We start from the raw sequence: 17,828 nt of genomic DNA on the forward strand, positions 1-17,828 counted from the left end.
GCCGGGCCCTGTTCCGGGACTCGCGGCCGGTCAGTGCTGCGGCCCGGGCGGCTTGGCGTGGGCGGCCGGCCTCGTGTGGACGTACAGCTCGCGGCGGTCGCCGAGGTCGGTGTGCGGGGGCAGCGGCAGTTCGTAGCGGACCGGGCGGGCGTGGTCGGCGAGCTGGCGCCGCGGGTTGTAGACCCGGTTGAACTTCCACAGCATGCGGGCGAAGTTCGTCTGGCCGTGGGCGAGGTTGCGGCCGAGGACGCGCGCCGCGCCGAAGGCGGTGCGCAGACCGAGGTGCTTCTGGTGCAGTACGGCCTGGGTGCTGACCAGCTCCCGGTAGAAGACCTCGAGCGGCAGTGCCGTGGGCACGACGGCGTGCTGGATGTCGAAGAGCCGGTAGTCGCGGGTGGTCAGCCGGCGCGACTCGGTGTGCCAGATCTCCGTACCCGGATAGGGCGTCATCACGGTGAGGTGGACGATCTCCGGTACGGACAGCGCGAACTCGCGGACGATCCGGAAGCGTTCCTCGTCCCAGGCCGGGTCCACGATCAGGTTGATGGCGGCCTTGATGCCGAGCTTGCGGGCCGTCTCCAGGGCGCGGAAGTTCTCGTCGGGACTGATCCGTTTGCGGTACAGCTCGAGGCCCTCCTCGTCGAGCGCCTCCATGCCGAGGAACATGTAGCGCAGCCCCAGCCGGGCCCAGCGCTCGAAGACCTCCGTGTGGCGCAGCAGTACGTCGCTACGGGTCTCCAGGTAGTAGCGCTTACGGATTCCCCGGCGTTCCACCTGTGCGGCGATGGCATCGCCGTGCTCGGGGCGGATGAACGCGACGTCGTCGACGATGAACACGTTCGGCTCCTGGATGGAGGCGAGCTCGTCGGCCGCCGCTTCCGGGGACGCCTTGCGATAGCTGCGGCCGTAGAAGGTCCACGCCGAGCAGAACGAGCAGTCCCAGGGGCAGCCGCGGGTGAACTCGATGGAGGCGCACGGGTCGAGTTCACCGATGAAGTACCGGCGGCGGTGCCGCATCAGGTCGCGGGCCGGGCGGGGTGTGTCGATGCCGTGCAGCAGCCGCGGGGCGGGCCCGTGGCCGTCCGCGGTGACCACGCCCGGGACGCCGTCCACACCGCCGTCACGGACCGCTTCGAGCAGCGGGGCCACGGCCGGTTCGCCCTCCCCGCGGACCACCGCGTCGACGGCTCCCTCCGCCTGGGCGAGCACATCCTCGGCGACGAAGGAGACGCTGTGGCCGCCGAAGAAGACGAAACAGCCGGGTACGGCACGTTTCGCCTGCTGGGCGGTCTCGATGGCCTCCGGAATGTTGGCGAGGTAGTTCAGCGAGATGCCGAGCGCTTCCGGCCGGAAGGACGCCAGTTCCGAGCGCAGATCCGCGTGGCCGAGCACCTGGAGGTCCACCACGCGTACCTGATGACCTGCGTCGCGGGCGGCACCGGCCACTCGTTCAAGGCCGAGTGGTTCCAGTTTCAGGAAGATCTCCGAGTACAGCAGGGCGCTGGGGTGGACGAGCAGTAGGCGCATGGGTCACCTCGGGGGGAGACGGCTGCCGCTGTTCAAACAATGCCAGCGCCTCCGGCTTTCGGCTCCTTGGGCGGGTTCGTCGTGGTTTTAGGGGCGCGGGGCTGTATCGATTTGCGGCTCCGCCGCGATGGGGGTCCCCCCGCTCGAGCGCAGCCGAGAGTGGGGGAGCGACAAGCCACGACGAACCCGCACTCGCAAACGCACCGCAATCCACCACCCCCGTAGGCGCCCCCTCAACAGCCGGAGGCAGGCCGTACCAGACCTGACTGGTAAGCGATGACGACCAGTTGGGCCCGGTCACGGGCATCCAGCTTCGTCATGGCGCGCTGCACGTGGGTGCGGATGGTCAGCGGGCTGAGGAAGAGCACGTCGGCGATCTCCGCGTTCGACTTGCCCTCGGCGGCCAGGGCCATCACCTCGCGTTCGCGGGCGGTCAGCGCGGCGAGGCGTTCGGGCGGAGCCAGGTGAGGGCCGGCCTCCGGGGTGGTGAGGAAGCGCGTGATGAGGGTGCGCGTCGCCCCGGGCGAGAGGAGGGACTCGCCGGCGGCCACCGTGCGGATGCCGTCGAGCAGCGCGTCCGCGGTGACGTCCTTGCCGAGGAAACCGCTCGCGCCGGCGCGCAAGGCCTGGGCGACGTACTGGTCGGTCTCGAAGGTGGTGAGGATGAGCACGCGCGTCGCGGACAGGTCCGTATCGGCACAGAGCGCGGCCGTCGCGGCCAGACCGTCCATGCCGGGCATACGGATGTCCATGAGGACGACGTCTGGATGGTGGACGCGAGTGAGGTCGAGCGCTTCGCTGCCGTCGGTGGCCTCGCCGACCACCTCCATGTCCTCGCAGGAGTCGATCAGGATCCTGAAGGTCGCTCGCAGCAGGGCCTGGTCGTCGGCGAGCAGTACGCGGATGGTCATGCGGTCCGTTCCTTCGGTGCTGTGTCCTCGGCGGCCTGGGGGTACAGGGGCAGCGTGGTGGTGACCTCGAAACCGCCCTGGGGGCGATGCCCGGCCCTGAGGTCGCCGCCGACGGACTGAGCGCGCTCCCGCATGCCGACGAGGCCGAAGCCGCGCCCCGCGGCCGGGGCGGCGGGGGCCGTGGCCGTTCCGTTGTCGGTGACGGTGAGGGTCAACCGGTCCCGGACGTAAGCGAGTTGTACGTACGCCGCTTTCGCGGAGGCGTGTTTGGCGACGTTGGTGAGGGCCTCCTGCACGATGCGGAAGGCCGTCAGGTCCACTCCCGGGGAGAGCGGCTGCGGTGTGCCCTCGGTGGTGACGGTGACCTTGATGCCGGCGGTCTGGCAGGCGGCGGTCAGTTCCGGGAGCCGGGCGAGTCCGGGGGCCGGTTCCAGCGAGGCGTCGGAGTCGTTGGCCTGGCGCAGCAGACCGACGGTCGCCTTGAGTTCACGCAGCGCCGAGGACGTCGTACCGGCGAGGTCGTCGAGGATCTTCTGGACCTGGTCGGGATGGCTGCGCGCGAGGTGAGCGGCGGTGCCGGCCTGGGCGTTGGCCAGCGCCATGTGGTGGGCGACGACGTCGTGCAGCTCACGCGCGATGCGCATGCGTTCCTCGGCGACTCTCAGGCGTGCCTCCTCCTCACGGCTGCGTTCGGCGTGGTCGGCACGGGCCTGCACGGCGTCCAGGTAGGCGCGGCGGATCCGGGCCCCGCTGCCGGCCGCCACCGGCAGCAGCACCCAGATGGTGGGGGCGAGCGTCTGCAGGACCAGCGGCATGTCGGCGCGGTTGGCGACCACCACTGTGATCTGCAGTAGTGCGATGGCGACGAAAAGGTAGGTGCGTGTGGTCCTGCGGTCGGTGAGGGCGGCCAGCCAGTAGAGCGCCGCCATCACCGGTGCCATCAAGAGGGGGTTGAGCATGTAGCCAAGACCGCCGGCCATCGTGACACAGACCATGGCGACGACGACGGCGGTGCGGGGGTGAGAGCGATGCCACAGCAGGACGACACAGGCCACGACCGCGAGCAGCGCGACGGGCGTCAGCTCGTCCGGCTGGTCGTGCTCCGGAAGGCTGAGCGTGCCGCCGAGGACGGTGAAGCAGAACAGCGCGGTGGATGCCACCAGGTCGGCGGCACGCGGATGGCGCTCGATGTACCGCTCCAGGTCCAAGTCGATGCTCATCGGATCTCCGGTCAGAGGGTTGGGGACCATCGTGGACGACGTCGGGTCGGAGCGGCCAGCGAGGGCCGCCCGCGTCCACTGCGGGCGGCCCTCGGGGCGGGTCCTGGGGGAGGACCCGGGCGCGGGCCTGGGGGGATCAGACGCGCGCCGCTTCGCGGTCGGCCGGTTCGTCCGGGACCGCAGTGAGGGTGGCGGGGCGGCGGGTGAGGGCCTCCCCTTCCACGTCGATATTGGGCAGCAGCCGGTTCAGCCGGCGGGGCAGGTACCAGGCCTTGTCGCCGAGGAGGGCGAGTACGGCGGGGACGAAGGCCATGCGGACGACGAAGGCGTCGAACAGTACGGCGATGGCCAGCCCGAAGCCGATCATCTTGATCATCGATTCGCCGGCCCCGATGAAGCCGGAGAACACCGCCATCATGATCAGCGCGGCGGCCACGACCACACGGGCGCTGTAGCGGAATCCGGAGACGACCGCCTGCGCGGGCCGGTCCCCGTGGACGTACGCCTCGCGCATCCGCGAGACCAGGAAGACCTCGTAGTCCATGGCGAGACCGAAGACGATGCCCACCAGGAAGATCGGCATCAGGCTCATGATCGGACCGGTCTCGGTGACACCGAGGAGCTCGGCACCCCAGCCCCACTGGAAGACCGCGACGACCGCGCCGAGGGCCGCGAGGACCGACAACAGGAAGCCCAGGGCCGCCTTGAGAGGCACCAGGAGGGACCGGAAGACCACCAGCAGCAGCACGATGGCCAGGCCCACGACGACCACGAGGTAGGGGATCAGCGCGTCCTGCACCTTCTGGGCGATGTCGATGTTCACCGCGGTGGTGCCGGTGACCTGGAAGGATGCCCCGTCCGTCGCGGCCTCGATGCCGGGACGCCCGTCGCGCAGCGACTGGACGAGGTCCTTGGTCGCCTTGTCGCTGGGCCCGGTGCTCGGGACGGCGGAGAACACCGCGGTGTCGCCCGCGGGGTTGAACTGGGCCGGTGAGACGGACACGACCCCCTTGGCGGCACCGACCTCCTCGGAGATCGTCGTCACCGAGGCCTTGGGGTCATCGGCCCCCTTGGCGTCCACGACGAAGGTCAGCGGCCCGTTGAAGCCGGGGCCGAAGCCGTCGGCGAGGGCGTCATACGCGCGGCGCTCGGTGGTCGACGTGGCCTTGACCTCGGCTCCGGGCATACCCAGCTGCAGCCCCGTCACCGGTATCGCGACCACACCAAGGCCCACAACACTCAGGAGCAGCACCGTGACGGGACGGCGCAGGACGAACCGGGCCCAGCGGCTGCCTCCGTTGTGCTCGCCGCCCTCCTTGACCGTTCCGCTCTTGCGGGAGGCACGCGCGAGCACGGCGTTCGGCCAGAAGCCGAGCAGTGCGGGGACGATGGTCAGCGAGATGAGTACGGCGATGACGACCGCGCCCGCCGCGGCCAGGCCCATCTTGGTGAGCATCGGGATACCGACCACGGACAGCCCGGCCAGCGCGATCACGACGGTGAGCCCCGCGAAGACGACCGCCGAACCCGCGGTGCCGGTGGCAAGACCCGCCGCCTCCTGCGGCGCATGCCCCTTGGCGCGCTCCTCGCGATAGCGGGAGACGACGAACATGGCGTAGTCGATGCCGACCGCGAGCCCCAGCATCATGGCCAGCGTGCCGGTCGTCCCGGACAGACCGAAGGTGCTGGCCAGGGCCGTGATCGCGGCCATGCTGACCCCGACACCGAGCACCGCCGTCAGCAGCGGAAGCCCGGCGGCGGCCATCGAGCCGAAGGTCAGTACCAGCACGAGGGCCGCGATGGCGATGCCGATCGCCTCGCCCGCCCCGCCCGCCGCCGGTTGACCGGCCAGTGCGTCGCCGCCGACCTCGACGGTCAGGCCCGCATCCCGGACCTCGTCGATGGCATCCTCGATGGACTTCTTGTCGGCGTCACCGAGCTTGTCGGCGATCACCTTGAAGTTGACGGTCGCGTACGCCGTCGAGGCGTCCTTGCTGACCGCCCGCGCCTCGAAAGGGTCCACCGCGCTCGCGACCTCTCGGCCGGCGGACGCCTCGTCCACGAACTCCTCGATCGCGGACCGGTTCCCGGCCGCGGTGACCTTCTGCCCGTCCGGGGCGACGAAGACGACCCGGGCCGTCGCACCATCGGCGGTGGAGCCGGGGAAGCGCTCCTCCATCAGGTCGAACGCCTTCTGGGACTCGATGCCGGGCATCGACATCCCCTCGTCGGGAGCGGCGGGCGCCTTGGCCGCACCGAGGCCGAGGGCGCCCAGGACCGCCACCCACATCAGGGCGACGTACCAGCGTCGCCGGAAGGCCGTACGGCCCAGTCGATAGAGGAAGGTAGCCATGGGGCAGGGGGTCTCCACATCTGGTCTCGGGTACCTGCCAAGGCTCCTGGGACACGACCCTTCCTGTCGTCGTGCGCCTGCCGACAATGCCGCGTACTGAGAACGCAGTACGCGGCCACCTGCTCGTAGTCCTGGATGAGGAGGAGGCGAGGAGACGGTCGCCATGACGCAGGCGCCGCGCACGCGTCGTGGGAGGCGACAGCCCTAGGTAGATGTCGGATTCTCGCCAGCCACCGCCATGACCATGGCCGATGCTGGAGAGCATGCAGAACGGGACGTACAACGGGACCAACGGGACGTACAACGGGACGCAGCACGCCATGCACACCGACACCGAGCGCTGTGTGCGCGCCGTCCAGTCGAAGGACGCCCGCTTCGACGGCTGGTTCTACACAGCGGTGCGGACGACCCGGATCTACTGCCGGCCCAGCTGCCCGGTCGTGCCGCCGAAGCCGGAGAACATGACGTTCTACCCGAGCGCGGCAGCCTGCCAGCAGGCCGGGTACCGGGCCTGCAAACGGTGCCGCCCCGACACCAGCCCCGGCTCGCCCGAATGGAACCAGCGCGCCGACCTGGTCGCCCGCACGATGCGGCTGATCGGCGACGGAGTCGTGGACCGCGAGGGCGTCCCCGGCCTCGCTACGCGGCTCGGCTACAGCACCCGCCAGATCGAACGCCAGCTCCTCGCCGAACTGGGCGCAGGACCGCTCGCCCTGGCCCGCGCCCAACGCGCCCAGACCGCCCGCCTCCTCATCGAGACGACCCCGGTCCCGATGGCCGACATAGCTTTCGCGGCGGGCTTCTCCTCCATCCGCACCTTCAACGACACGGTCCGCGAGGTCTTCGCCCTCTCACCCAGCGAACTGCGCACCAGGGCGCCGAAGAAGGGAGCCGACTCACCTTGTACGCCAGGGGTGTTGACGCTACGCCTCCCCTTCCGGGCCCCGCTCAACCCCGACAATCTCTTCGGCCATCTCGTCGCCACCGCCGTACCCGGCGTCGAGGAATGGCGCGACGGCGCGTACCGCCGCACCCTGCGCCTGCCGTACGGCCACGGCGTCGTCGCGCTCACCCCGAAGTCCGACCACATCGGCTGCCGGCTCAGCCTCAGCGACCTGCGCGACCTGACCGTCGCCATCAGTCGCTGCCGCCGCATGCTCGACCTCGACGCCGACCCGGTCGCGGTCGACGACCAGTTGCGTACGGATCCCCTGCTCGCCCCGCTCGTCGACAAGGCGCCGGGCCGCCGGGTGCCGCGTACCGTCGACGAGGCCGAGTTCGCGATCCGTGCGGTGCTCGGTCAGCAGGTGTCCACGGCCGCCGCCCGCACACACGCCGCACGCCTGGTCACGGCACACGGCGAGGCGGTCGACGACCCCGAAGGCGGCCTCACCCATCTCTTCCCCTCCGCCGAGGCGCTGGCCGCGCTCGATCCCGCCTCACTCGCGATGCCCGCCACCCGCCGCACCACCTTCACCACGCTCGTACGCCAACTCGCCGACGGATCCCTCCACTTGGGCGTCGAGAGCGACTGGGCGGAAACCCGTGCCCGGCTGCTCGAACTGCCCGGCTTCGGGCCGTGGACCGTCGACGTCATCGCGATGCGCGCCCTCGGCGACCCCGACGCCTTCCTGCCCACCGACCTCGGAGTCCGGTACGCCGCCCGGGAGTTGGGCCTGCCCTCCACACCCGCCGCGCTCACGGCCCGCGCCGCGGCCTGGCGGCCCTGGCGGGCGTACGCAGTCCAGTACCTCTGGGCGACCGGCGACCACCCGATCAACTTCCTTCCCGTATAAGCCAGTACAGGCCCGTACCGACTACTCAGATTCGTCAAAGGACTTTCCGTGAAACAGCACACCGTGATCGACAGCCCCTACGGCCCCCTCACCCTCGTCGCCACCGACGGCGTCCTGTCCGGCCTCTACATGACCGACCAGCGCCACCGCCCACCGGAGGAGACCTTCGGCACACCCGACGACACGCCCTTCGGCGAGACGATCGACCAGCTGAAGGCCTATTTCGCAGGCGAGTTGAAGGAGTTCGACCTGCCCCTGCGCCTCGACGGCACACCGTTCCAGCGCACGGTCTGGGACCAACTCCGCCGCATCCCCTACGGCGAGACCCGCTCATACGGCGAACTCGCCGACGCCCTCGGCAACCCCAAGGCCTCCCGCGCGGTGGGCCTCGCCAACGGCAGGAACCCGGTCGGCATCATCGTCCCCTGCCACCGCGTCGTGGGCGCGAACGGAAGCCTCACGGGCTACGGCGGCGGCCTGGACCGCAAGAAGCGACTGCTGGACTTCGAACGGGGTGCGGGCCTCTTCTAGTTCTCCCGGAGTCGCTGCAGCAGCTCGGGCAGCGCCGTCCCGATCGGCTCCCGTACCACCTCGTCGGCCTGGTCGTCGTACGGTGTCGGCTCGGCGTTGACGATGACCAGTCGCGCCCCGTGGTCGGCGGCGAGCCCGGCGAGCCCGGCGGCGGGCTGTACCTGGAGGCTGGTGCCGACGGCGATGAACACCTGGCAGGCCTTGGTGATGGCGATCGCCTCGCCGAGGACCGTGGGGTCGAGCCGCTCGCCGAACATCACCGTCGCCGACTTCAGGATCCCGCCGCACTCCAGGCACGGCGGGTCCTCCTCGCCCGCCGCGACCCGGGCAAGGGCGTCCTCCATCGGGGTCGTCGCCTGACAGCCCGTACACACCACGGTCCGTGCGGTGCCGTGCAGTTCGAGCACCTTGCGAGCCGGCATCCCGGCCAGCTGATGCAGCCCGTCCACGTTCTGCGTGATCACCCGCACCGGCACCCCGGCCCGCTCCAGCTCGGCCACCGCCCGGTGCGCGGCGTTCGGCTCGGCCAGCAGGGTCCGGTTCTTCCGCCGCATCTGCCACGACCGCCGCCGGATCTCCGGATCACCCATGTAGTACTCGTACGTCACGAGCTTCTGGGCCTCCGGATCCCGCTGCCACAGCCCGTTGGGGCCGCGGTAGTCGGGGATGCCGGAGTCGGTGCTGATACCGGCCCCGCTGAGAATCGCGACGAGAGGCTTGTTCATGAGCCGAGGGTAAGGACCCCCGCCCGATCCGAGCCAACGGATATCGCGTCCGTCAGGGAGTCGACACCCCGTACGTCCGGTCGTAATGGTGGGCCACCAGGTGCCCGGCGCCGTCGGTGGCGAGCTGCCAGTCGTGGACACCGGTCTCCAGGCCGTCGGTGAAGTTCCACAGGAGCTTGCCCCGAGCGGCGTCGATCGCGTAGAAGCCGTTGCCGTTCTGGAAGGCCGGGACGTAGATCTCACGGGGGCCGACGACGATCGGGTGGTCGGTGTTGAGGCGTGGGGTCGGGCAGAACCAGCGCTTGTTGCCGTTCGCCGCGTTGAAGGCGTACACGCCGGAGGGGTTCGTGCCGGTGGCGTAGACCGTGTTGCCGGCGGCGCCGAGGGAGGCGAACTGGCCACGTTCGGCGCGCACATTCCAGCGGGTTCGCCCGGTGGCGAGGTGGAGCGCCATGAGTTCCCGGCCGACGGCGAAGACCGTTCGGTCCAGCACCGCCAGAGCCGGCCGGAGGTCGTAGCCGACGGGATGCCTCCACCGAACACCGCTGCCGTCGGTGGTGCTCCGGGCCGTCACATTGCGAAATCCGTCGGCGTAGATGAAGTTGCCGGGGAAGACGACCGGTTCCAGCGGGATCCCCACGTCCTCGGGGCTGATGGGCGTGATGTCGGCCCGGCCGGCCTCGATGTCGATGCCGAAGACCGTGTTCGTTGACGTCGCGACACCCTGCTCATCGGACTGGCGCTCGAATCGGAGACCGAAGACGGTGACGACACGGTCGCTGGTCTTGCCGAACAGCGTGTCGAACCGGAAATCCGCTCCGAAGTCGTACGTGAAACGCTCCGTGCCCTTGTCCGGATCGACACCGATCACCGTCGCGCCCTCGCCCAGCGCGACCGCGGCGTCGCTGGCGAAAACGACCGGGGTGGGCGACTGGCTGATGCCCCGGTAGACCCACTTGGGCCGTGTTCCGTCCTTGAGGTCGAGGGCGACCAGGTTGCCGGGGCGGGTCTTCACCAGCGCCGTCCCGCCCTTGAACACGGCCGGTGCCTGAAGCAGCGGATCACTGCGGTACGTCCAGAGCGGCCGCGGAGCCGGGCCGAGCGGTTCCACGGACTGTTTGTCCGCCTTGTCTTCCCGGGTGATCAGCAGAGCGGTGCTGACGACGGCGGCGGTGGTGCCCGCCGACGCGGCGAGAATCGCGCGCCGGGAGAGGCCACGTCGTGAAGGGGCCTGGCGATGAACGGGGGAGGCGGAGGGTTCCGGTCCGCGGGGCCCGGGGATGGCGGGCACCTCGGACACGTGGCCGGAGTCGTAGGAGTGGTCTGCCGGCGGCGTCGCCGGGGCGGAGGACGCCCCGTACCGGCCGTACGCGCGCGGAGCCGGGCCGCCCCGGACGGCGGAGACCGGGACCCGGTCGCGTGATCGGGTGCGCGACGGGGTGTCGAGAGCTCTCAAGGCCGCCGTACGGCGGGCGATCGACGACGCCACCGGCGCGGGCAGCCAGCCGTGCTCCAGCGTCTGCTCCACTCCGCCGGGCGCACAGGCCGCGTACAGCCGGTCCGCACTGATCCGAAGATGCGGATCCTTGGGGAGGCACAGGCTGATGATCTCGTCCAACGGCTTGGGTACGCCCGTCAGGTCGGGCGCGTCGTGCACCACCTGGTAGAGAAGGGTGGCCGCCGCGGAGCCGATGAACGGGGCGTGACCGGAAGCGGCGTACGTGAGCACCGAACCGAGGGAGAAGACGTCCCCGGCCGGCCCGGTCGGAGCACCGGTGGCCTGCTCGGGACACATGTACTCGAGGGACCCGAAAATGGTTCCGGCGTTGGTGAGGTCATAGCCGTCGTTCGCCCGGACGATGCCGAAGTCGATGACGCGCGGACCGTCGGCGGCGAGCAGCACATTGGACGGTTTGAGGTCGCGGTGCACCAGTCCCGCGGAGTGCACGTCGAGCAGCGCCTGAGCGGCGCAGGCTCCCAGCACCAGCACCGACGGCACCGGCAACGGTCCGTGCTCGGCGACTGCCTCTTCCAGGGTCGGGCCGGGTATGTAGGGGGTGGCCAGCCAGGGCGTCGCGGCCTCCGGATCGGCGTCCACCAAAGGCACCGTGTATCTGCCGCCAACCGCTTGCGCCGCCGCCACCTCCCGGCGGAAGCGGATACGGAAGGTCCGGTCCGCGAGCTTCTCGGGGCGGATGACCTTGACCGCGACCGCGCGTCCGTGCGAGGAGGCGGCCAGATAGACCTGGCCCATGCCCCCTGCGCCGAGCCGCGCCAGGAGGCGGTAGGGACCTAGCTCCTCGGGATCCTCTGGGCCCAGTGGTTCCATGACCTCAGCTGCCTGTTCTCGGGGCATGCGCAGGGGTGCCCCAGCTCTGGGACGAGGTGCGCGGAGCAGGATCGCCCGTGCGCACTTGAAAGTTAGAATAGGGGCTGGAGTGACAACTGGGGACCATTTTCAGGTAGTTGGTTGGCCGAAACGGTTCGTATACGTCGGTCAGACCATCCGGTGACCGTTCTCCAGCTCGGCCGTCCCCGAGCCCTCGGCGAGGGTGTCGAGTGCGGCCAGTACTCGCCGCCCCAGGGCACCCGGAAGGTATTCGCCGAGTTCCTCGCGCGATACGAGACGCCAGGACAGCAGCTCCTCCTCCTGGAGGCGGATCGCCTTGAACTGGTCCTCGCGCAGAACACCACCGTCGTACAGATACGCCACGATCGGCGGGCGCTCGGCACCCGGTACCCAGTCCACCGCGAGCAGCCGGCCGACCTCCAGGTCCAGGCCGATCTCCTCCACGGTCTCCCGGCGGGCACCCTGCCGCGGAGTCTCGCCCGCGTCGGACTCGACGGTCCCGCCGGGCAGCGCCCACCCCTCGCGGTAGTTGGGCTCGACGAGCAGCACGCGGCCCTCGGCGTCGCGGAGGAGCAGGGCGGCGCCGGCGAGGACCCGGGGGAGACCGGCGATGTACGTGGCGTAGTCAGGAGTGGTCATTGGGGAAGCGTAACGAGGGCACGCCGCGAGGCTGAGCCGCGAATCGTCACGGCTCCGTTTTCGCCAACCGCACCGTCCGCCGGGCCAGTTCGCTGATCCGTACGCCGTCGAAGCCGAACACCGCGCTGCGGACCGTGTCCTCCAGGGGGTCCTTCCACTGGGGCGGGATCGCGGTGGCGCCGCCCAGCACGCCGGCGACCGAGCCCGCGGTGGCGCCGTTCGAGTCCGTGTCGAGGCCGCCTCGTACGGTCAGGGAGATGGTGCGGGTGAAGTCCCCGTCGCCGTACAGGAGTCCGGCCGTCAGGACCGCGGCGTTCGGGATGGTGTGGATCCAGCCGAGGCCGGACGTCTCCTCGGCGAGGGTGCTGAGCGTGTCCTCCCAGGACAGCCGGGACTCGTGGAGCGAGAGCACGCGGCGTACGGTGCGGGACAGGCGGCTGCTCGCCGGGATCACGGTCAGCGCGGTCTCCAGGGCGGACCGTACGGTCGGTGCGGTGAACGCGGCGGCCACCAGCGCCGCCGCCCACATCGCCCCGTACACGCCGTTGCCGGTGTGCGACAGGACGGCGTCGCGACGCGCGAGGGAGGCCGCGCGGCGCGGTTCGCCCGGGCTGGTCCAGCCGTAGATGTCGGCGCGGATGAGGGCGCCGATCCACTCCTGGTAGGGGTTGTCGTACGTCGCGGTCAGCGGCGGTTTCAGACCGTCCGCGAGGTTCCGGTACGCGGCGCGCTCCGCCGTGAACGTCTGCAGATACGGCAGCCGCAGCAGCCACAGCTCGCCGACCTGCTCCGTACTGAAGCCGAAGCCGTACGTCTCCAGAAGATCCAGGCCGAGGATCGCGTAGTCCACGTCGTCGTCCCGGCAACTGCCGTGGATCCGGCCGCGTACGCACTCACGCCACTCGGGGCGCAGCTCCAGCTCGACGCCCGGCTCGACGGGCTCGGGCAGATAGTCGGTGAGCGGCAGGGCGTCGGCCTGCCGCAGATAGCGGTCGATGCGGTCCCGCGTCCAGTGGTCGCCCCGCTCGACCGGTTTGCCGAGCATGTTGCCCGCGATCCGGCCCAGCCAGCCCCCGAGAACGCGGTCCGCGACGTCAACACCGACAAGGGTCATACGTCCGGTCTACCGAATTCCTGTCCGTCCTGCCTGGTTTATGGCCATTCCCGCCCCGTGCCACATGAGAGTCTCGTCGGGTTTTATTCGTATTGCGGGTTTGGAGTTCCATGCGTTCCGTGCGTTCCGTCCAGTCCATGCGTCAGTCCCTGCGTCCCACTCGTTCCGCGGGGCCGAAGAGCCGTACGACCGTCCTGGCGGTCGCCGCCGCTGTCGCCGCCCTGTCCGCCGCCGCGGCGGCCCCCGCCCATGCCGCGCCCGGCGATCCGCTGGTCACGACCGGGGACGTCGGCAACGTCCGGATGGGCGACACCGACACCTTCGAGGACGTGCTGGAGCACATCAGCATCCCGTTCGGCGGCAGCGGGACACTGACGCACCAGATGTACGACTCCCCGGGCGCCGCGACGGCTGAGTGACCGGCGTTCAGCGAGGCGCTGTCCAGGGTGCGGGATTCGGCCTGGGCAGCGCCCGCCCCAGCCGGTTAGGGTCACAGCGGCGCGACTGCCTTGACATGCGCAAGGCCCGGAGAGCAAGGGGAGTACAGGTGGCGGACGCTGCAGTGAACCGGACCCGGGGCCGTACCCAGCGGGTGCTCATCGCCGCGGACAAGTTCAAGGGCTCGCTCACGGCCGTGGAGGTCGCGCAACGGGTGACGGCCGGGCTGCACCGGGTCGCGCCACGCGTCGAGGTCGAGGCACTGCCGGTGGCCGACGGGGGCGACGGCACGGTCGACGCCGCGGTCGCGGCCGGGTTCGAGCGGCGTGAGGTACGGGTCGCCGGACCGCTCGGCGACGAGGTCACCGCCGCGTACGCGCTGCGCGGCGACACGGCGGTCGTGGAGATGGCCGAGGCCAGCGGCTTGCAGCGGCTGCCGCTCGGCGTCCTCGCTCCGCTCACCGCGTCCACGTACGGGTCCGGAGAGCTGCTGCGGGCCGCCCTGGACGCCGGGGCGCGGACGATCGTCTTCGGGGTGGGCGGCAGCGCCACCACGGACGGGGGCGCGGGGATGCTGGCCGCGCTCGGCGCCCGCTTCCTGGACGAGAACGGGGAGCCGCTGCCTCCCGGCGGCGGATCCCTCCGGGACCTCGCCACCGCCGATCTGTCCGGGCTCGATCCCCGTCTCGGCTCGGTCGACGTCGTTCTCGCGAGCGACGTGGACAATCCACTGACCGGGCCGAAGGGCGCGGCCGCGGTGTACGGCCCGCAGAAGGGGGCGTCTCCGGACGAGGTGGCGGCCCTGGATGCTTCCCTCGCGCATTACTCCGCGGTCCTGGAGAAGACGATCGGGGACAGGGCCGCGGAGTACGCCGTGGCGCCCGGTGCGGGGGCCGCAGGCGGTATCGGATACGGGGCTCTCGTCGGCCTCGGCGCGAGCTTCCGGCCCGGGATCGAGGTGATGCTCGACGTCCTCGGCTTCGCCACCGCCCTGGAACGGGCCACGCTCGTCATCACCGGTGAGGGTTCCCTCGACGAGCAGACCCTCCACGGCAAGGCTCCCGCCGGGGTCGCCGCCGTCGCTCGCGCCGCCGACAAGGAGGTCATCGCGGTCTGCGGCCGGCTCGCGCTTCCTCCGGAGGCCCTCGGTCGGGCGGGCATCCGCCGGGCGTACCCCCTGACGGACGTGGAGCCCGACGTGGCGCGTTGCATCGCCGAGGCGGGTCCGCTTCTGGAGGACGTGGGGGAGCGGATCGCACGGGACTTCCTGATCTGAGGCCTGGCGCCCAAGGAAACGGGTGTGGGCCCGAGCCGAAATCGGCTCGGGCCCACACCCGTGTGTCTGTCCCTTCCCTGCTCTCGGCTTCGCTCGAGCAGGGGCGGCGAGAGCGAAAAAGTTCACCGGCCCGACAACCGGTACGCGTCCAACGCCAACGTCATCTCGATCAGATCCCGAGGCCGCGCCAGCGACCTCGATGTCAGCTGTTCCAGGCGGCGCAGGCGGTTGAAGACCGTGTTGCGGTGGCAGTAGAGGCGCCCGGCGGCACGCCCGGCGGATCCCTCGCAGGACAGCCAGACGTCCAGCGTCTCCAACAGCACCGCCTGATCGCCCGGTTCGAGCTCGAGGAGGGTTCCGAACACGTCGGAGACGAGGCGCCCGGCCAACTCGGGCTGGCTCACCACGAGCGCCGTCGGCATCCGCTGATCGAGCCGGACGACCTCCGTCGCGTCCGGCGGACAGGTGCGGAAGGCCAGTTCGGCAAGGCGCCGGGCCCGGCCGAGTTCGGCGAGACCGGCCACGACGGGGCTGATCCCGCCCGGACCGGAGCAGCGGCCGCCGAGCGCCCGCTCGACCTCGTCGAGCCCCTGCCCGTCGGCGAGGGCTACCACCCCGACCTCGCAATCCGCCCGCATCCGCCAGACGAACCGGACTCCGTCACCCCGCACGGGCCGCAGAACCGACTCCCGCCGCTGTGAACGCAGCACCACCACGGCGTACGGCCCACGCTCCGGCAGATCCAGCCCGGCCGCCGCCCGTGCGGCGAGCCCCGGCGCCTCCTGCCCCTCCAGCAGCGCGTCGAGCAGTGCCTGAAGCTGCTCGTCCGTACGCCGCCGCAGCTCCATCTCCGTCGCCCGGTACGCCTCGGAGGCCACCGCCGCCTGCGCGTCCACCGCCGACCACATCATCGTCGCGGACCGCATCAGAGCCGCGAGCCGCTCGGGCTCCCGACCGGCCGCCCCCTCCATCAACGCGTCCCACACCAGATAGCCCGCGCTGCGGTACGCGTGCACAAGGAGCTCCAGCGGCAACCCCTGCTGGGCACGCCGGCGTCCCGCCTCCTCCGCGTACTCCAGGTCGCGGCGCGGCGAGTCCCGGGGCGCGGAGATCGTCTCGATGCCGATCCGCATCGCCTCCTCCGCCTCCCGCCACTGCTGGTCGTAGGGCAGGAACCGCTCGTAGAGGGGGGAGTACTCGGCGAGCTGCCGCATGTGCTCGTCCACGAGTTCCGGTACCCGTTCGAGCAGCGCCGTACAGGACTCGGCGAGCAGCTTCCAGTCATGCCCGGTACGCCTTCTGCGCGCTCCCATGGCCGGAGGATGCCACCGGAGTGCCGCCCCGCACAGGCCCCTGACACGCGGTGTTGTGCCCGCGCACAACGCGGGACCGTGCCCGCTGGTCACCCGCAGCGATTCGATCGCGCCCCGTGGACGGGCGCCCGCCCTGGTGCTGTGGTGAGCGCCACACCGAGCGACGACAGGGGGAATGGCATGGGCGGTTCCGGGCTGGTCGTACGGGACCTGTCGGTCGGATACGGCCCCGTACGCGCACTGCGTCAGGTGTCCCTGGAGGTGCCGGAGGGAGCCGTGGTCACCGTGCTCGGCGGCAACGGCGCGGGCAAGTCGACGCTGCTGCGGGCCGTGTGCCGCACCCTGTCCTTCCACGGCGGCGCCGTCACCGGAGGCACCGTGAGCCTCGGCGGCCGACGGCTCGACAGGCTGTCGCCGGACCGCGTGGTCGCGGCCGGGGTGTCCCAGATCCCCGAAGGACGGCGGGTGTTCGCCCGGATGACCGTCGCCGACAACCTGCGTGCCGGAGCGCTCGGCGCCACCGGAGGCCGCGCGCAGCGGGCCGCCGCCCTCCAGCGCGTCCACGAACTGTTCCCCGTCCTGGCCGCTCGCGCCCAGCAGCGTGCCGGGCTCCTGTCGGGTGGTGAACAGCAGATGCTCGCGGTCGGCCGGGCCCTGATGGCGACGCCCGGGGTGCTGCTCCTCGACGAACCGTCACTCGGCCTCGCTCCGATGATGGCCGAGCGGATCGCCGACACCGTACGGGAGATCAACGCCCAGGGCACCTCGATCCTGCTCGTCGAACAGAACGCCGCCCTCGCTCTGCGGCTCGCCTCACGCGCGTATGTCCTGGAGGTCGGCGAAGTGACGCTGTCCGGCCCGGCTCGGCAACTGGCCGCTTCGGACGAGGTGCGCCGCCGCTACCTCGGGGTGGTCGACGAGGACGCGGCGGCCGACGCCTCACGGGCCACGGCCACGCTGCCGTCGCTGTCCCGGTGGGAGGGTGACGCCGAGTGACGCCCACGACGGACGTTCCCCCGCTCCAGGTACGCGAGTTGACCGTACGCTTCGCCGGGCTGACCGCCCTGGACGCGGTGAGCTTCACGGCACGGCCCGGTACCGTCCACGCCCTCATCGGCCCGAACGGCGCCGGCAAGTCCACCTGCTTCAACGTGCTGTCCGGCGTCTACCGGGCCACCGGGGGGAGCGTCCGCTTCGGCGAGCACGAGCTGACCGGCATGCCTGCGCACCGCATCGCCGATCTCGGCGTCGCCCGCATCTTCCAGAACCTCGCGCTGCCGCCGCTGGCCACGGTCGAGGACAGCCTGCTCCTTGGCCGCCACCGGCTGACCCGAACCGGCTTCCTGGCGGCGGGACTTCGGCTGCCCTCCGCCGCGCGCGAGGACCGTCGCCACCGCGCACGCGTCCGGGAGATCGCCGAGTTCGTGGGCCTCGCGCCCTACCTCGACCGTCCCGCAGGTTCCCTCCCGTACGGGCAGCGCAAGCTCGCCGAACTGGCCCGTGCCCTGTGCATGGAGCCCCGGCTGCTGCTCCTGGACGAGCCGGTCGCGGGCATGACCGCCGACGAACGGCGCCGGACCTCCGCCGTGATCGCGGGAGTCCGCGACAGCCTCGGCATCTCGATCGTCCTGGTGG

General features: G+C 71.1%; 14 protein-coding genes and 1 pseudogene. 6 read left to right on the top strand and 9 right to left on the bottom strand.

Annotated features, from left to right (window positions below):
- Nucleotides 1-30 precede the first annotated feature (30 nt).
- The 4 genes from hpnR to OP79_RS12450 all read right to left on the bottom strand — a co-directional run bounded on the left by hpnR (nt 31) and on the right by OP79_RS12450 (nt 6,011).
- Nucleotides 31-1,527, bottom strand: coding sequence for a hopanoid C-3 methylase HpnR (hpnR, locus tag OP79_RS12435; protein WP_033320183.1), 1,497 nt, complete (start codon nt 1,525-1,527; stop codon nt 31-33).
- Nucleotides 1,528-1,760: 233 nt separating this feature from the next.
- Nucleotides 1,761-2,438 carry a response regulator transcription factor gene (locus tag OP79_RS12440; RefSeq protein WP_033320184.1) on the bottom strand — a complete coding sequence of 226 codons (678 nt, stop codon included), beginning with the start codon at nt 2,436-2,438 and terminating at the stop codon, nt 1,761-1,763.
- Nucleotides 2,435-3,658: a histidine kinase gene (locus OP79_RS12445; RefSeq protein ID WP_033320185.1), complete on the bottom strand. Its 1,224-nt coding sequence runs from the start codon at nt 3,656-3,658 to the stop codon at nt 2,435-2,437. The genes OP79_RS12440 and OP79_RS12445 overlap by 4 nt, the downstream gene beginning before the upstream one ends.
- Before the next feature lie 136 nt (nt 3,659-3,794).
- Nucleotides 3,795-6,011 carry an MMPL family transporter gene (locus OP79_RS12450; RefSeq protein ID WP_033320186.1) on the bottom strand — a complete coding sequence of 739 codons (2,217 nt, stop codon included), beginning with the start codon at nt 6,009-6,011 and terminating at the stop codon, nt 3,795-3,797.
- Nucleotides 6,012-6,331: 320 nt separating this feature from the next.
- On the opposite strand from OP79_RS12450, the gene OP79_RS12455 reads away from it, so the two are divergent.
- Together OP79_RS12455 and OP79_RS12460 are read left to right on the top strand one after the other, a co-directional pair.
- On the top strand, nt 6,332-7,807 hold the full coding sequence (locus OP79_RS12455) for an AlkA N-terminal domain-containing protein (protein ID WP_033320322.1): 1,476 nt from the start codon (nt 6,332-6,334) through the stop codon (nt 7,805-7,807).
- Nucleotides 7,808-7,855: 48 nt separating this feature from the next.
- Nucleotides 7,856-8,338, top strand: coding sequence for a methylated-DNA--[protein]-cysteine S-methyltransferase (locus OP79_RS12460; RefSeq protein ID WP_033320187.1), 483 nt, complete (start codon nt 7,856-7,858; stop codon nt 8,336-8,338).
- On the opposite strand, the gene OP79_RS12465 is transcribed toward OP79_RS12460, so the two are convergent.
- The 4 genes from OP79_RS12465 to OP79_RS12480 form a co-directional block, all read right to left on the bottom strand.
- Nucleotides 8,335-9,063, bottom strand: coding sequence for an SIR2 family NAD-dependent protein deacylase (locus OP79_RS12465; protein WP_033320188.1), 729 nt, complete (start codon nt 9,061-9,063; stop codon nt 8,335-8,337). The genes OP79_RS12460 and OP79_RS12465 overlap by 4 nt on opposite strands.
- Before the next feature lie 52 nt (nt 9,064-9,115).
- Nucleotides 9,116-11,392, bottom strand: a complete 2,277-nt coding sequence (locus OP79_RS12470; RefSeq protein WP_033320189.1) for a protein kinase domain-containing protein — start codon at nt 11,390-11,392, stop codon at nt 9,116-9,118.
- 168 nt (nt 11,393-11,560) lie between these two features.
- Entirely contained in the window at nt 11,561-12,052 is a 492-nt protein-coding gene (locus tag OP79_RS12475; protein WP_033320190.1) for an NUDIX domain-containing protein, read from the bottom strand.
- Nucleotides 12,053-12,098: 46 nt separating this feature from the next.
- Nucleotides 12,099-13,166: an ADP-ribosylglycohydrolase family protein gene (locus OP79_RS12480; protein WP_033320191.1), complete on the bottom strand. Its 1,068-nt coding sequence runs from the start codon at nt 13,164-13,166 to the stop codon at nt 12,099-12,101.
- 110 nt (nt 13,167-13,276) lie between these two features.
- On the opposite strand from OP79_RS12480, the gene OP79_RS12485 reads away from it, so the two are divergent.
- Together OP79_RS12485 and OP79_RS12490 are read left to right on the top strand one after the other, a co-directional pair.
- Nucleotides 13,277-13,585, top strand: a complete 309-nt coding sequence (locus tag OP79_RS12485; protein ID WP_033320192.1) for a hypothetical protein — start codon at nt 13,277-13,279, stop codon at nt 13,583-13,585.
- A gap of 128 nt (nt 13,586-13,713) precedes the next feature.
- Entirely contained in the window at nt 13,714-14,880 is a 1,167-nt protein-coding gene (locus OP79_RS12490) for a glycerate kinase (protein WP_051744596.1), read from the top strand.
- Nucleotides 14,881-15,002: 122 nt separating this feature from the next.
- Here the strand turns inward: OP79_RS12490 and OP79_RS12495 are convergent, their stop codons facing one another.
- Nucleotides 15,003-16,193, bottom strand: coding sequence for a PucR family transcriptional regulator (locus tag OP79_RS12495; protein ID WP_033320193.1), 1,191 nt, complete (start codon nt 16,191-16,193; stop codon nt 15,003-15,005).
- 180 nt (nt 16,194-16,373) lie between these two features.
- Here OP79_RS12495 and OP79_RS12500 point away from each other — a divergent pair, with 180 nt between their 5' ends.
- On the top strand, nt 16,374-17,189 hold the full coding sequence (locus OP79_RS12500) for an ABC transporter ATP-binding protein (RefSeq protein ID WP_033320194.1): 816 nt from the start codon (nt 16,374-16,376) through the stop codon (nt 17,187-17,189).
- A gap of 29 nt (nt 17,190-17,218) precedes the next feature.
- Nucleotides 17,219-17,731, top strand: a pseudogene (locus OP79_RS58500) (ABC transporter ATP-binding protein); the annotation flags it as partial.
- Between the last annotated feature and the right edge of the window lie 97 nt (nt 17,732-17,828).

Origin of the sequence: Streptomyces yerevanensis (assembly GCF_000716805.1) — a bacterium.
Classification (GTDB): Bacteria; Actinomycetota; Actinomycetes; order Streptomycetales; family Streptomycetaceae; genus Streptomyces; species Streptomyces flaveus.

What these genes read in the sequence shown, in the direction of transcription:
- OP79_RS12445 (WP_033320185.1), bottom strand. Translation starts at nt 3,658, where the DNA reads ATGAGCATCGACTTGGACCTGGAGCGGTACATCGAGCGCCATCCGCGT.
- OP79_RS12455 (WP_033320322.1), top strand. Translation starts at nt 6,332, where the DNA reads ATGCACACCGACACCGAGCGCTGTGTGCGCGCCGTCCAGTCGAAGGAC.
- hpnR (WP_033320183.1), bottom strand. Translation starts at nt 1,527, where the DNA reads ATGCGCCTACTGCTCGTCCACCCCAGCGCCCTGCTGTACTCGGAGATC.
- OP79_RS12440 (WP_033320184.1), bottom strand. Translation starts at nt 2,438, where the DNA reads ATGACCATCCGCGTACTGCTCGCCGACGACCAGGCCCTGCTGCGAGCG.
- OP79_RS12480 (WP_033320191.1), bottom strand. Translation starts at nt 13,166, where the DNA reads ATGACCCTTGTCGGTGTTGACGTCGCGGACCGCGTTCTCGGGGGCTGG.
- OP79_RS12500 (WP_033320194.1), top strand. Translation starts at nt 16,374, where the DNA reads ATGGGCGGTTCCGGGCTGGTCGTACGGGACCTGTCGGTCGGATACGGC.
- OP79_RS12485 (WP_033320192.1), top strand. Translation starts at nt 13,277, where the DNA reads ATGCGTTCCGTGCGTTCCGTCCAGTCCATGCGTCAGTCCCTGCGTCCC.
- OP79_RS12475 (WP_033320190.1), bottom strand. Translation starts at nt 12,052, where the DNA reads ATGACCACTCCTGACTACGCCACGTACATCGCCGGTCTCCCCCGGGTC.
- OP79_RS12450 (WP_033320186.1), bottom strand. Translation starts at nt 6,011, where the DNA reads ATGGCTACCTTCCTCTATCGACTGGGCCGTACGGCCTTCCGGCGACGC.
- OP79_RS12495 (WP_033320193.1), bottom strand. Translation starts at nt 16,193, where the DNA reads ATGGGAGCGCGCAGAAGGCGTACCGGGCATGACTGGAAGCTGCTCGCC.
- OP79_RS12465 (WP_033320188.1), bottom strand. Translation starts at nt 9,063, where the DNA reads ATGAACAAGCCTCTCGTCGCGATTCTCAGCGGGGCCGGTATCAGCACC.
- OP79_RS12470 (WP_033320189.1), bottom strand. Translation starts at nt 11,392, where the DNA reads ATGGAACCACTGGGCCCAGAGGATCCCGAGGAGCTAGGTCCCTACCGC.